Source organism: Massilia paldalensis (genome assembly GCF_044901715.1).
GTDB lineage: Bacteria > Pseudomonadota > Gammaproteobacteria > Burkholderiales > Burkholderiaceae_D > Telluria > Telluria paldalensis.
Window position 1 is genome coordinate 1035334 of the sequence record NZ_JBJCIU010000001.1, and the last position, 13818, is coordinate 1049151.

A 13818-nucleotide genomic window follows, 5' to 3' on the forward strand; every position below is an offset into this window, starting at 1 on the left:
TAGATTGCCAAGTGCCAAGCTCATCCAGTTGGCAATGACAACTACATGGAAAAGAGAGATGCCACCGACCCGTTCCCGCCTGCTGCGCGCCGCCACCGGCGCCTTGTTCGTCCTCCCCGTCCTCGGCACCGCGCTGCCGGCCTCCGCTCTCGCCGCTCCTGCCGCGCCGGCCGCCGCTGCGGCCACCCAGGCTGCCCAGGCCACCCAAAACGCGGCGTTCGCCGCCTGGGCCGACCGCTTCGCCGAAGACTGGGTGCGCCTCAATCCGCAATCGGCCACCTCCACCCAGTACTTCTCCGGCAGCGAACAGGAAGCGCTGGACCGCCAGCTGACGCCGCAGACGCCGGCGCAGCGCAAGAAGGTCGTGGCGCTCGCGAAGACGGGCGTGGCCCGACTCGACACATTCCTGGCCGGGCCGCTGAGCGAGGAGCAGCGTACCTCGGCCGCGGTGATGCGCTGGTCGCTGGCGAATACGGTGGCCAGCGAACCGTATGAAGACTACAGCTTCGTCTTCAACCAGTTCGGCGGCGTGCAGGTGGGCCTGGTCAATTTCATGACGACGACGCATCCGCTGCGCCGCGCGGCCGACGTGTCCAGCTACCTGGCGCGCCTGGACCAGATCGGTGCGCGCATGGACGAGGCGCTTGCGCGCGCGCAGGCGGCGACGGCCAAGGGCTTGATCCCGCCGCGCTTCATCCTCGAGCGCGCCCAGTTCCAGGTCGACAAATTCCTGGAGCCCGCGGCCGGCCAGAACGTGCTCGTGACCACGTTCGCCCAGCGCAGCGAGAAGCTGTCCGACCTGGCGCCGGAAGCGCGCGACAAGGCGATCGCCGACGCCACCCGCATCGTCGAGACGAAGATCCGTCCCGCCTACCGGCGCGTGCAGGCCTACCTGGCCGCGCTGCATCCGAAGACGAACGACACGGCCGGCATCTCGCGCCTGCCGAACGGCGCCGCCGCCTACCAGCACGCGCTGCGCACCTACACGAGCACCAACCTGACGGCCGCCGAGATCCACGCGATCGGCCTGCGCGAGGTGGCGCGCATCGAAGGGGAGATGGACCGCCACCTGCGCACGCTCGGCTATACCGAGGGCAGCGTCGAGCAGCGCATGGCCAAGCTGGACGTCACGTTCCAGCCGAAGGCGGAGCCGGACCCGCGTCCGGAACTGCTGCGCAAGTACGCGGACATGGTGGCCGACGCCGAACGGCGCAGCGCCTCCATCTTCAACCTGACGCCGCGCGCCCCGGTCGAGGTGCGGCGCGAACCGCCGCTGACGGAGCCGTCGGCCGCCGCCCACTACACGCTGCCGGCGCCGGACGGCAGCCGTCCCGGCATCTTCTGGGTGCCGATGCGCGGGCCGACGTTCGACGTGATCCGCATGCGCAGCCTGTCCTACCACGAGGCGGTGCCGGGCCACCACTTCCAGCTGGCGATCCAGCAGGAACAGACGGGATTGCCGAAGTTCCGCGCCCAGCGCATCTTCGGCGGCGGCAGCGCCCACAGCGAGGGCTGGGCGCTGTACGCGGAGCGGCTGGCGGTGGAGCAGGGCTGGTACGAGGGCGACGTCCCGGGCCTGCTGGGCGCCCTCGGCTCGGAACTGTTCCGCGCGCGCCGCCTCGTCGTCGACACGGGCCTGCACACGAAGGGCTGGACGCGCCAGCAGGCGATCGACTACGGCATCGGCGCGCAGGAAGTGGAGCGCTACGTCGCCTGGCCGGGCCAGGCCTGCGCGTACATGATCGGCATGTTGCGCATCATCGACCTGCGCGAGAAGGCGAAGAAGGAATTGGGCGACAAGTTCTCGCTGCCGGCGTTCCACGACGTGGTGCTGAAGAACGGGTCGGTGCCGCTGGACGTGCTGGGCGAGGTGATCGACCGGTGGATCGTGGTGCAGAAGGCAGCGTAACGAATCCGTCGTCCCTGCGCAGGCAGGGACCCAATTGCCGGCGCACTGTCGGCGCGAACAGCACTTGGGCCCCTGCCTGCGCAGGGGCGACGTTGTGCGGACTTAGAAATTGTGCCGCATCCCCAACACCGCGCCGCGCAAGGTGGCGCCGGCCTCCGGCCCGATCCCGTTGATGGGGAAGTCGTAGGTGGCATTGCGCTCGTTGTCCAGCAGCGTGTAATAGGCATACAGGCTCGTGCGCTTGGACAGCATGTAGTCGTAGCCCAGCGTCGCGTGCGTCGCACCCGTGTCCGGCCCGCTGTGCAGGAAGCCGATCGTCGCCGTCGACGCGCCGCCGGCGTCGCCCGCGCGGCCCACCGTCAGACGCAGGCCGTGCAGGCCCATCTGGTGCGAGACGGAGACGAAGGCCGCATTGCGCGGCAGCTTGCCGCTGGCCGTCTCGTATTCCAGGCGCTCGCCGACGACGGCGACGCGGGTCTGGCCCCAGGACGTCTTGCCGAACTGGTAGGCAAGGGCCGCCTTGCTGCCCGTGTCGTCCAGGCCTGGTCCCTGGTACTCGTGGTGGCGTTCGTGCGCGACCGTCGCGTACCACGGGCCGTCGGCATAGATGACGGCGGCCGACCACAGCGACGGCTTGGCGCCGTTCGCGGGGGATTCCTCGTTCATGCCGCGCGTGAGGCGCAGCGACAGGCCGTGCCACTCGGGCGTCCAGTAGTGCAGGGAGTTGGCCTGGCGGCGGTCGAAGGAATACGTGTTGTTGACGTTGTCGACCGAGGAGCCGGAGCCGTTGGCCAGGATGCTCATGTAGCCGGCCGTGGTCGGGTAGAACGGGTCGAGGCCCGACGTGGCGCCGTTGTACGCGGTGACCCAGTGGCCGGCGAACAGCGTGCCCCAGGGACCGTCCAGGCCCACGCGGGTATCGCGCCGGAACGGCTCGCCCGCGCCCGTGTCGGGCGACAGCGTGCCCTCGAGCTGGAAGATCGCCTTCAGGCCGCCGCCCAGGTCTTCGCTGCCCTTGAAGCCGAGCACGGAGCGGTTGTTGACGAGGCGGGTCTGGGTGAAGCCGCTGCCGTTGTCGACGTGTTCCATCGAGACGTTCAGGCGGCCGTAGATCTGCACGCCGTCCTGGGCGTGCGCGGTGTGGACGGCGGTGGCGCACAGCAGGCAGGCCGCGGCGCCGAGGTGAAGCTTGTGGGACATTGGCAATCTCCTTCGCCCCGATTGTGCAGGGCCAGGAGCAGCTTGCCAGCTATCCGAACGTATACCGTGGGCCGCCTCAAGCCATGGGGCTGCACTGCTCGGTGCCGGCCGCCATGGCCTTCAGCCGCGCCGGTTCGAGCAGGATCACTTCGCGCTTGTCCACCTGCACCAGGCCCATCTTCCTGAAGCGCGACAGCAGGCGGCTGATGCTCTCGATGGTCAGGCCCAGGTAGTTGCCGATGTCCTCGCGCGACATGCGCAGCTGGAAGCTGGTCGAGGAATAGCCGCGCGCGGCGTAGCGGGCCGACAGGTTTACGAGGAACACGGCGAAGCGCTGTTCGGCGCGCATGTTCCCAAGCAGGAGCATGACGTTCTGTTCGCGCGTGATTTCCTTGCTCATGATGCGGTGGAAGTGGCGCAGCAGGTTGGGCACTTCGCCGAACAGGTCTTCGAGGTTGTCGAACGGGATCTCGCACACCTCGCTGTCTTCCAGCGCGACGGCGTCGCAATGGTGGCGGTCGCCGCTGATCGCATCCATGCCCAGCAGCTCGCCGGCCATCTGGAAGCCCGTGATCTGGGCTTCGCCGGCCGCGTTCACCTGGTAGGTCTTGAAGTGGCCGAAGCGCACCGCGTACAGGCTGCGGAACGGCTCGCCCATCTGGTACAGGCGCTCGTCGCGCGCGATGCGGCGGCGCCGGCCGATGATCTGGTCGAGGCGGTCGATCTCGGCATCCGCCAGGCCCATCGGCAGGCACAGCTGGCCCATGCTGCATTGCTGGCAGCTGACCTTGAGGGCCTGGATGTTCAGCGGCTGGTCGGGAGTAAGGATGGCGGCGTGGTTCATGGCGGGAAGGGGAGCATCGACAAGGGAATTATAGTCGCCATTGTCGCGAATCTCGACCATCGGGGCGCTTTCCTACCCCTTCGGCCGCCAAAAGTGTCGCATTCAGGTACGCTGCTCCTGCATGTGCCGGTCCAGTTCGGGCATGTCGTCGGCCTCGCGGTCGAGTGGCATCTTGATCAGCCGGTTTTCCTTGACGACGAGGGCGGCGGCCCAGATCACCATGGCCAGGCCCACGACGGTGGTCGCGGCGCCTGCGTACTTGAGGAAGGACGTGCCCTTGAAGATGGCGTCGGCGACGGCGATGATCAGGGTGCCGATCAGCAACATGGCGGCGTACAGGCCGAAGTCGGTCGCCCGGCGCATGCAGTCGATGCGGCGGCGGTACAGCGCGACCTCGTCGCGGATCGTCTCCTTGCGCTGGCCGTCGGCACCCTGGCGGTAGTTGTCGACCAGGCTGCGGTAGCGCTCGTAGGCGCTGCTGTAGCGTCCCTGTAGCAGGTGCATGAACATCCACGATGCGAAGACCAGGCCGGCATTGGGGCCGACGGCTTGCAGCACTTCCTTGAGTTCGAAATCCATGGGCTTCCTTCGGCGATGCGCCGGACGGCAAGGCTTGCGCGTCTTACCTGCATCAAATAACGATGCAGTGTGCATCGCACGGGCGAACGCGGCAAGCGTGTGCGCCCCGTGCGCATGTAAGATTGGCCATACGACCTCGGGAGGACTTTCATGTTCGGATTGGCGGCACTGGATTTGGCACGCGTGCAGTTCGCGTTCACGATGTCGTTCCACATCCTGTTCCCGGCCATCACGATCGGCCTGGCCAGCTACCTGATGGTGCTGGAAGCGTGCTGGCTCAGGACCAAGCGCCAGGTGTTCGTCGACCTGTACCACTTCTGGCTGCGCATCTTCGCCGTCAATTTCGGCATGGGCGTCGTCTCCGGCATCGTGATGGCCTACCAGTTCGGCACCAACTGGGCCGCGTTTTCCGAATACGCGGGCGGCATCGTCGGGCCCCTGATGACCTACGAGGTACTGACGGCCTTCTTCCTCGAGGCGGGCTTCCTGGGCGTGATGCTGTTCGGCTGGACCCGCGTGGGCCCCGGCCTGCACTTCCTCGCCACCTGCATGGTGGCGCTGGGCACGCTGATCTCGGCCACCTGGATCCTCGGCGCCAACAGCTGGATGCAGACCCCGCAGGGCTATGCGATCGAAGGCGGACGCATGGTCCCCGTCGACTGGTTCGCCATCGTGTTCAATCCCTCGTTCCCCTACCGCCTCGCGCACATGGCGATCGCCGCGTTCCTCGCCACCGCGCTGTTCGTCGGCGCGTCCGCCGCCTGGCACCTGCTGAAAGGGAACGATCGCCCCGCCGTGCGCACGATGTTCTCGATGGCGATGTGGATGGCGCTCGTGGTGGCGCCCGTCCAGGCGCTCGTCGGCGACATGCACGGCCTGAACACGCTGCGCTACCAGCCGGCCAAGATCGCCGCGCTGGAGGGCCACTGGCAGAACGAGGGCGACGAGCCGCTGCCGCTGCTGCTGTTCGGCGTGCCTGACATGGAGCAGGAGCGGACCCGCTTCGCCGTCGGCGTGCCGCGCCTGGGCAGCATCATCCTCACGCACACCTGGGACGGCCAGATCAAGGGCCTGAAGGAGTTCCCGCGCGACGAGCGGCCCAATTCCCTGATCGTGTTCTGGAGTTTTCGCGTCATGGTCGGCCTGGGCCTGTTGATGATCCTGCTGGGCGCCTGGAGCCTGTGGCTGCGCCGCGGCGGACGCCTGTACACGCAGCGCGGCTTCCTGCGCTTTGCCGCCTGCATGGGACCGGCGGGGCTGGTCGCCGTGCTGGCCGGCTGGATCACCACCGAGGTCGGCCGCCAGCCCTGGGTCGTGTACGGCGTGCTGCGCACGGCGGACGCAGCCTCGAAGCATGGCGTGGCGCCGCTCGCGCTGTCGCTGGCGCTGTTCGTCGTCTCGTATTTCTTCGTGTTCGGCGTCGGCATCGCCTATGTGCTGCGCCTCGTGCGCAAGGGGCCGCAGGCCTTCGACGTGCACGGCGCGCCGCACGGGGGACCCGGCGACCAGCGCACGCCGGCCCGGCCCCTGTCGGTGCCCGAGAAGGACGCCGCCGACTCCCCGCCCTGAGGAACCCGCATGGACTTCGACCCCACGGCCGTCTGGGCCGCGATCATCTTCTTCTCCGTCTTCATGTACGTGGTGCTGGACGGCTTCGACCTCGGCATCGGCCTGCTGTACCCGTTCGTTCGCGGGCGGCGCGAGCGCGACACGATGATGAACACGGTGGCCCCGATCTGGGACGGCAACGAGACCTGGCTGGTCCTGGGCGGGGAAGGGCTGCTGGCCGCCTTCCCGCTGGCGTATTCGGTAATCCTGTCCGGCATCTACCTGCCGCTGATCTTCATGCTCATCGGCCTGATCTTCCGCGGCGTGGCGTTCGAGTTCCGCTTCAAGGCCAACGACCGTGAACGCCCCATCTGGGACCTGGCCTTCATCTGCGGCTCGGTGACGGCCGCCTTCTTCCAGGGCGTGTCGCTGGGCACGCTGCTGCAGGGCATTCCCGTGTCGGGGCGCAGCTACGCAGGCGGCCCGCTGGACTGGCTGGCGCCGTTTCCGCTGGCGGCCGGGTGCGGCGTCGTGGCCGCCTATGCGCTGCTGGGCGCGACCTGGCTCGTGATGAAGACGGAAGGAGAGTTGCAGCAGCGCATGATCCGCCTGGCGAAGCCGCTCGCCTGGCTGCTGCTGGCCGCCATCGCGGGCGTCAGCATCTGGACGCCGCTGGCCTACCACCAGGTGGCCGAGCGCTGGTTCAGCTTCCCGAACCTGCTGCTGCTCTCGCCCGTGCCCTTGCTGGTGGCCGCATGCACCTTCATCCTGCTGCGCGCGCTCGAGCGCAACCCGTTTCGCGTTCCCTTCGTGGCGGCGCTGGGGCTCGTCCTGCTGAGCTATGTCGGGATGGCGATCAGCATCTGGCCGCACATCATCCCGCCCACCGTCACGATCTGGGAAGCGGCCGCGCCGCCGGCCTCGCAGCGCTTCACGCTGGTCGGCGCCCTGGTCGTGCTGCCGCTGATCCTGGCGTACACGGGCTGGTCCTACTATGTGTTCCGGGGCAAGGTCGGCGCCGACCAGGGCTATCACTGATGCGGCGCCCATGGCTGAGCAGGCTCGCCTGGATGCTGGCCTTATGGCTGGGCGGCGTGGCGGCACTGGGTGTCGTGGCATGGTTGTTGCGCTTGGCAATGCGTCTTGCGGGCCTGCATTGAGCGCTTTCATTCCGGGCGGATACGACCCCTGCCAAAAGTCCTATCGTGTGCAATTCTTTTGCCACGGCTGCTAGACTCGCAACAAACTTTGTGAACGGGAGCAGCATGTCCGAGCAGCGGCAAGACCGGCAGCAACAGCTGCAGAAAGAGCGGCAGCAAGAGCGGCAGCAGGACGGCGGCCTGCACGAGGAAGACCAGGCCCGTGCCGACTTCTACGCCTTGTTCGCGCGCCTGCTGCTGGCGCCGCCCGATGCGGCGCTGCTGGCCGCCCTCGCGCATGCCGACCCGATCGCCGCCGTCGGCGAGTTCGCGCTGGAAGACGCCTGGCTCGGGCTGACCCAGGCCGCCGGCGTCGTCGATGCGCGCGCGGCGGCCGACGAGTTCGACCTGCTGTTCATCAGCACCGGCACGCCGCTGCTCAATCCCTACGGATCCTTCTACCTGACCGGCCACCTGAACGACGTGCCGCTGGCCGAGCTGCGCCACGACCTGGCCGTGCTGCGCCTCGCGCGCGCGCCGGGCAGCGGCGAGTTCGAGGACCACCTGGGCGCCCTGTGCGAGACGATGCGCGTGCTGATCCAGGGCGGTCCCGGCGCGGCGCCCCGTCCGCTGCCCGCGCAGAAAGCGTTCTTCGAGACGCACCTGCGGCCCTGGTACGCGGCCTGCCTGGCCGACATCGCGGGCACCGAAGGGTCGAATTTCTACCGCGTCGTCGCGCGCGTGGTCGACGCCTTCCTGTCGATCGAGGCCCAGGCCTTCGCCGTCCTGGACCCGCTCGACCCTGCACTTGATCCATTGACAGGACAGCCGCGCCAGCCGCGCGCCGACCTGCGCCACGCCTTGCCCGCGTCCGACCCGGACCTGCGGGCCGATACCACCCTGACCGCATGAGGCCAACGATGAACAAGCACCAACGACCGCCAGCCCAGGACCGGCCCGATCCGACCCGCCGCAGCCTGCTGAAGGCGGCGCCGCTGGGCGCGCTCGCCGTGGTGGCGGGCAAGGCCGATGCCGCCGCGCCCGCGCCCGTCGCGCTGCCGGAGCCGGCGCCCGAGCCGAAGGGCTACCACGAGACGGAACACATCCGCACCTACTACCGTACCGCCGCATACTGGTAACAAAACCGGGTGACCGGACCCGGGTGCCCGGACCCCGTGATCCGGCACTGCCGAGCACAACTGCACGCATTCGAAGGAGTTCGCAATGACCCTGGTGAAGACATCGCGCGACAGCGGCCTGAAGCGCCGCCGCTTCCTGGCCGGCGCCGGCATCACGGCCGGCGCCGGTGCGCTCGCGCGCCACCTGCCGCTGAACGTGATCGGCCCGGCCAACGCGGCCGATCCGGCCGCGCAGGCGCAGCCCAAGACCGAGATCAAGCACACCGTCTGCAGCCACTGCTCGGTGGGCTGCTCGGTCGAGGCCGTGGTCAGCAACGGGGTCTGGGTGCGCCAGGAAGCGGCCTTCGATTCGCCCATCAATATGGGTGCCCACTGCGCCAAGGGCGCGTCCGTGCGCGAGCACGGCTTCGGCGAAAAGCGCCTGCGCTATCCGATGAAGCTCGTCAACGGCAAGTACGAGCGCATTTCCTGGGACCAGGCCATCAACGAGATCGGCGACCGCCTGCTGCACCTGCGCCAGGAGGCGGGGCCGGACGCGCTGATGGTGATCGGCAGCTCCAAGCACAACAACGAACAGGCCTACCTGCTGCGCAAATGGGTGTCGATGTGGGGCACCAACAATTGCGACCACCAGGCCCGCATCTGCCACTCGACCACGGTGGCCGGCGTCGCCCAGACCTTCGGCTACGGGGCGATGACGAACTCGTTCAACGACCTGCACTACAGCAAGGCGGTACTGTTCATCGGCTCGAACCCGGCCGAGGCGCACCCGATCTCGATGCTGCACTTCCTGCACGCGAAGGAACTGGGCGCGAAGATGATCGTGATCGACCCGCGCTTCACCCGCACGGCGCGGTTCGCCCACCACTACGTACGCGTGCGGCCCGGCACCGACATCGCGCTGGTCTGGGGCATGATCTGGCACATCTTCCAGAACGGCTGGGAAGACAAGGACTTCATCGCCGCCCGTACCTACGGCATGGACGACGTGCGCAAGGAAGTGGCCAAATGGACTCCGGACAAGGTCACCGAAGTGACGGGCGTGCCGGAATCGGCCGTGCGCAAGGCGGCCGAGATGCTGGCGACGAACCGTCCCTCGTCCGTGGTCTGGTGCATGGGCATCACCCAGCACCACGTGGGCACGGCCAACGTGCGCGCGCTGTCGATCCTGCAGCTCGTGCTGGGCAATATCGGCGTGCAGGGCGGCGGCGCCAACATCTACCGCGGCCACGACAACGTGCAGGGCGCCACCGACGTGGGGCCGAACGCCGATTCGCTGCCCGGCTACTTCGGCCTGGCGGAAGGGGCGTGGAAGCACTTCGCCAGCGTCTGGGGCGTGGACTACGAGTGGCTGAAGTCGCGCTACGGCTCCAAGGAGCTGATGGAAAAGTCCGGCATCACCGTGTCGCGCTGGTACGACGGCGCGCTGGAGCAGAACCAGTACGTGGACCAGCCCAGCAACCTGCGCGCCGTCATCTACTGGGGCCACGCGCCCAACAGCCAGACCCGCCTGCCGGACATGAAGGCGGCCATGCAGAAGCTGGACATGCTGGTCGTGATCGACCCGTATCCGAGCATGACGGCCGCCATGCACGGCCGCGAGAACGGTGTCTACCTGCTGCCGGCCGCCTCGCAGTTCGAATGCCAGGGTTCCGTCACTGCGTCGAACCGCTCGATCCAGTGGCGCGAACGGGTGATCCAGCCCCTGTTCGAGTGCAAGACCGACCACGAGATCATGTACCTGTTCGCGAAAAAATTCGGATTCGCCGAGCAGCTGGTCAAGAACATCAAGGTCGTGCACAACGAGCCCGTGGTCGAGGACATCCTGCGCGAGATCAACCGCTCCTGCTGGACCATCGGCTACACGGGCTGCTCGCCGGAGCGCCTGAAGCTGCACATGCAGAACAAGCACACGTTCAACCCGACCACGATGCGCGCCGAGTCCGGCCCGTGCAAGGGTGACTACTACGGCCTGCCGTGGCCGTGCTGGGGCACGCCGGAAATGAAGCACCCGGGCACGCCGATCCTGTACGACCTGCACAAGCCGGTGGCGGAGGGCGGCCTGCCGTTCCGCGCCAACTGGGGCGTGGAGCACAACGGCGAAAGCCTGCTGGCGGCCGACGGCTCGTTCACCAAGGACAGCGAACTCGACACGGGCTACCCGGAATTCGACCACGTGTTCCTGAAAAAGCTGGGCTGGTGGGCCGACCTGACGCCGGAAGAGCAGGTCCAGGCCGAGGGCAAGAACTGGAAGACGGACCTGTCCGGCGGCATCCAGCGCGTCGTGATCGCGCACGGCTGCGCCCCGTTCGGCAATGCGCGCGCCCGCTGCAATGTGTGGAACTTCCCGGATCCGATCCCCGTCCACCGCGAGCCGCTGCTGTCGCCGCGGCGCGACCTGGTGGCGCAGTACCCGACCTACGACGACAAGGCCGCGTTCTGGCGCCTGCCGACGCTGTTCAAGTCGGTGCAGCAGGTGGACTTCTCGAAGGACTACCCGCTCATCATGACGTCCGGCCGCCTCGTCGAGTTCGAAGGCGGCGGCGACGAGACGCGCTCCAACCCCTGGCTGGCCGAGCTGCAGCAGAACATGTTCTGCGAGGTGAACCCGCACGATGCGGCCCAGGTGGGCGTCAAGGTCGGCGACTTCATGTGGGTCGAGACGCCGACCGGCGCGCGCCTGAAGCTGATGGCCATGGTCACGCCGCGCGTGCCCGAAGGCCTGGTGTGGATGCCGTTCCACTTCGGCGGCTGGTGGATGGGCGAGGACCTGAAGGACCGCTATCCGGAGGGCGGCGCACCGCAGGTGCGCGGCGAGGCCGTCAACACGGGCTGGACGTATGGCTACGACGCCGTGACGATGATGCAGGAAACCAAGGTATCGCTGTGCCGCCTCGTGCGGGCTTGACGGCGGGAAGGAGAAACGCATGGCCAGGATGAAGTTTATTTGCGACACCGAGCGCTGCATCGACTGCAACGGTTGCGTGACCGCCTGCAAGAACGAACACGAGACGCCGTGGGGCGTGAACCGCCGCCGCGTGGTGACGATCAACGACGGCATGCCGGGCGAGCGCTCGATCTCGATGGCCTGCATGCACTGCACGGATGCGCCATGCCTGGCGGTCTGCCCCGTCAACTGCATCTACCATACCGAGGACGGCATCGTGCTGCACTCGAAGGACCAGTGCATCGGCTGCGGCTACTGCTACTACGCCTGCCCGTTCGGCGCGCCGCAGTTCCCCGAGACGGGCCTGTTCAACCACCGCGGCAAGATGGACAAGTGCACGTTCTGCGCCGGCGGCCCCGAGCCGGACACGTCGGAAGCGGAATTCAAGAAGTACGGCCGCAACCGCATCGCCGAGGGCAAGCTGCCCGCCTGCGCCGAGATGTGCGGCACCAAGGCGCTGATCGGCGGCGACGCCAACATCCTGGCCGACATCTACCGCCAGCGCGTCGAGACGCGCGGCTACGGTCCCGAGCTGTGGGGCTGGAAGATCGCCTACGGCAAGCCGAAACGGGGCGGCAGCATCGGCGCCAGGGGCGACGCGCCGCGCATCAACCAGGTGCCGGGCCAGTCGCAGAACGATCCGGGGGAGCAGCCGACATGAAGACCAGTGCGCGACTCTGCCTCCTTGCCATGCCGCTGGCGCTGCTGGCCGGCTGCCTCGAAGTCGACCAGCATCCGGCCTGGGTCAAGGGCCAGTACGCCGGCAAGACCGACAACCGCCAGCAGCAGGTCATGTTCCACAACGACAAGCTCGCCTGGTGGGGCACGATCAACAACCGCAACCAGCTGCAGAACGAATTCAACCGGGCCAATCCCTAGGAGGAACCGATGATGCTTGCACTCCAGTTTCCGCCGCGGGCGTCCGCGGCCCGGCTGTCCCGGTTCCTCGCCGCCTGCCTGCTTGCCGTGCTGGCGCTGCTCGTGCTGGCCGGCGTGCCCGCCCACGCGGGCGTGCCCAACGAACGCGCCGAGCCGGCGTACGCCGAGGAGCAGACGATCCTGCAGGCCGAAGCCGATTCGCGCAGCCCGGAACCGGGGCTGGCCTCGGCATCGTCCGGCCGCGTGCACATCGACCGCCACTACCTGGGCCAGTACGGCCATACGGAGGGAACGGTGATCGTCCAGCGCGGCGGCAACACCTGGCGCGAATGGCGCAACGGACCGATCGCCACCATCATGGGCACGCTGCTGGTCGTGGTGATCATCGCCATCTTCTTCTTCTACCGCCTCGTCGGTCCCGTGCGCACCGACGCGCCGGAGACGGGGCGGCGCATCCAGCGCTTCAACGGCTGGGAGCGCTGGGTGCACTGGTCGACGGCGATCAGCTTCATCGTGCTGGCCGTGACGGGACTGGTGATCATGTTCGGCAAGAAGCTCCTGATCCCGCTGGTCGGGCACGACGTGTTCGCCTTCATCGCCTACGTGTTCAAGTACCTGCACAACTTCGTCGGCCCCCTGTTCATCGTGTGCTCGGTGCTGATGTTCTTCACCTTCGTGCACCGTAACTTCCTCAGGAAGATCGACTGGGAATGGGTGAAGCAGGGCGGGGGCCTCGTCACCCACAAGCACGTGCGGGCCGGCTTCTTCAACGCCGGCGAAAAAGCCTGGTTCTGGCTGGGCGTGACGCTGCTGGGCATCGTCATGTCGGTGACGGGCCTGATCCTCGACTTCATCGGCTTCGGCCAGACCCGCTACGTGCTGCAGGTGGCGAACACGTTGCACATCGTCGGCGCCATGTTCTACATCGCCGCCGCCATGGGACACAGCTATATCGGCACCTGGGGCACGCCGGGCGCCTACCAGGCAATGCGCCACGGCACCGTCGACGAATCCTGGGCCAAGGCCCACCACGCCGTGTGGTACGAGGAAGTCAAGGCGGGCGTCCCGCCCGGCACCTTCGACGACCGCACGCCGCCCGACCAGCCGCCCGGCAGCCCGCCGAATCATCCACCAGGCCAGGCGCCGAACGCGGGCTTGCCGCCGCGTCCTGCCCACTGAGGAGCGCACCATGAAGACAGCACCGAACATCGGGCTCGCGGCCGCCGCCATGCTGCTGGCCGCGGCCGGCTGCGCGAAGCACGGCGACACGGCACAGCGCCAGACGAAGTTTCCCGGCGTGGTCTCGTCCGGCGGCGGCACCAGCGGCCAGGTGATGGCGGCCAGCGGCGGGCCCAAGACCGAGGCGACCTATGCGGGCGGCACCCCGGGCATCGCCGGCGGCAGCGGCGGCAATACCTCGGGTGCCGCCACCGGCGGTACCGTCACCGAGACGGGCAAGGGACCGTCGGCCGGCGTCAGCGACCCGGGCGCGGCCAGCACGCCGGGTGGCGGAGCGATGCAGCAGCAGAGCGGCGAGAACACGCCGCCGCCGGGCGCTCCAGCCAATGCGCCGGCGACGGGCGCCGTGCACCGCGACCCGGCCCACGGCGCGGCGCCGTCGCGTTGATCGGATG

Annotated in this window: 14 protein-coding genes; 11 read left to right on the plus strand and 3 right to left on the minus strand. The window is 68.1% G+C overall.

Features of this window, described 5'->3' with window-relative positions; translation table 11 throughout:
• Nucleotides 1-58: 58 nt before the first annotated feature.
• Nucleotides 59-1909, plus strand: a complete 1851-nt coding sequence (locus ACI1V7_RS04650) for a DUF885 domain-containing protein (RefSeq protein ID WP_404530575.1) — start codon at nt 59-61, stop codon at nt 1907-1909.
• A 102-nt stretch (nt 1910-2011) separates the two neighbouring features.
• Here the strand turns inward: ACI1V7_RS04650 and ACI1V7_RS04655 are convergent, their stop codons facing one another.
• The 3 genes from ACI1V7_RS04655 to ACI1V7_RS04665 form a co-directional block, all read right to left on the minus strand.
• Entirely contained in the window at nt 2012-3109 is a 1098-nt protein-coding gene (locus ACI1V7_RS04655; RefSeq protein ID WP_404530576.1) for a porin, read from the minus strand.
• Between the two features lie 76 nt (nt 3110-3185).
• Nucleotides 3186-3953: a fumarate/nitrate reduction transcriptional regulator Fnr gene (gene fnr / locus ACI1V7_RS04660; RefSeq protein ID WP_404531541.1), complete on the minus strand. Its 768-nt coding sequence runs from the start codon at nt 3951-3953 to the stop codon at nt 3186-3188.
• A 102-nt stretch (nt 3954-4055) separates the two neighbouring features.
• Nucleotides 4056-4532 (minus strand): DUF2721 domain-containing protein, encoded by a 477-nt coding sequence (locus ACI1V7_RS04665; RefSeq protein WP_404530577.1) that lies wholly within the window; start codon nt 4530-4532, stop codon nt 4056-4058.
• A gap of 150 nt (nt 4533-4682) precedes the next feature.
• Here ACI1V7_RS04665 and ACI1V7_RS04670 point away from each other — a divergent pair, with 150 nt between their 5' ends.
• The 10 genes from ACI1V7_RS04670 to ACI1V7_RS04715 all read left to right on the plus strand — a co-directional run bounded on the left by ACI1V7_RS04670 (nt 4683) and on the right by ACI1V7_RS04715 (nt 13811).
• Entirely contained in the window at nt 4683-6101 is a 1419-nt protein-coding gene (locus tag ACI1V7_RS04670) for a cytochrome ubiquinol oxidase subunit I (protein WP_404530578.1), read from the plus strand.
• A 9-nt stretch (nt 6102-6110) separates the two neighbouring features.
• Nucleotides 6111-7118 carry a cytochrome d ubiquinol oxidase subunit II gene (cydB, locus tag ACI1V7_RS04675; RefSeq protein WP_404530579.1) on the plus strand — a complete coding sequence of 336 codons (1008 nt, stop codon included), beginning with the start codon at nt 6111-6113 and terminating at the stop codon, nt 7116-7118.
• The gene (locus ACI1V7_RS04680) at nt 7118-7240 is read left to right on the plus strand and encodes a DUF2474 domain-containing protein (RefSeq protein ID WP_404530580.1); all 123 of its coding nucleotides are present in this window, start codon (nt 7118-7120) and stop codon (nt 7238-7240) included. Before cydB ends, ACI1V7_RS04680 begins: the two co-directional genes overlap by 1 nt.
• Nucleotides 7241-7345: 105 nt before the next feature.
• The gene (locus tag ACI1V7_RS04685) at nt 7346-8131 is read left to right on the plus strand and encodes a TorD/DmsD family molecular chaperone (RefSeq protein WP_404530581.1); all 786 of its coding nucleotides are present in this window, start codon (nt 7346-7348) and stop codon (nt 8129-8131) included.
• An 8-nt stretch (nt 8132-8139) separates the two neighbouring features.
• Complete coding sequence (locus ACI1V7_RS04690; protein ID WP_404530582.1) at nt 8140-8358, plus strand: formate dehydrogenase; 219 nt, start codon at nt 8140-8142, stop codon at nt 8356-8358.
• A gap of 85 nt (nt 8359-8443) precedes the next feature.
• Nucleotides 8444-11266, plus strand: coding sequence for a formate dehydrogenase subunit alpha (locus ACI1V7_RS04695; protein ID WP_404530583.1), 2823 nt, complete (start codon nt 8444-8446; stop codon nt 11264-11266).
• A 19-nt stretch (nt 11267-11285) separates the two neighbouring features.
• Nucleotides 11286-11966: a formate dehydrogenase FDH3 subunit beta gene (gene fdh3B / locus ACI1V7_RS04700; protein ID WP_404530584.1), complete on the plus strand. Its 681-nt coding sequence runs from the start codon at nt 11286-11288 to the stop codon at nt 11964-11966.
• Nucleotides 11963-12184, plus strand: a complete 222-nt coding sequence (locus tag ACI1V7_RS04705; RefSeq protein ID WP_404530585.1) for a hypothetical protein — start codon at nt 11963-11965, stop codon at nt 12182-12184. The genes fdh3B and ACI1V7_RS04705 overlap by 4 nt, the downstream gene beginning before the upstream one ends.
• A 9-nt stretch (nt 12185-12193) precedes the next feature.
• The gene (locus ACI1V7_RS04710; protein WP_404530586.1) at nt 12194-13363 is read left to right on the plus strand and encodes a formate dehydrogenase subunit gamma; all 1170 of its coding nucleotides are present in this window, start codon (nt 12194-12196) and stop codon (nt 13361-13363) included.
• Between the two features lie 10 nt (nt 13364-13373).
• Nucleotides 13374-13811 carry a hypothetical protein gene (locus ACI1V7_RS04715; protein ID WP_404530587.1) on the plus strand — a complete coding sequence of 146 codons (438 nt, stop codon included), beginning with the start codon at nt 13374-13376 and terminating at the stop codon, nt 13809-13811.
• Nucleotides 13812-13818 lie beyond the last annotated feature (7 nt).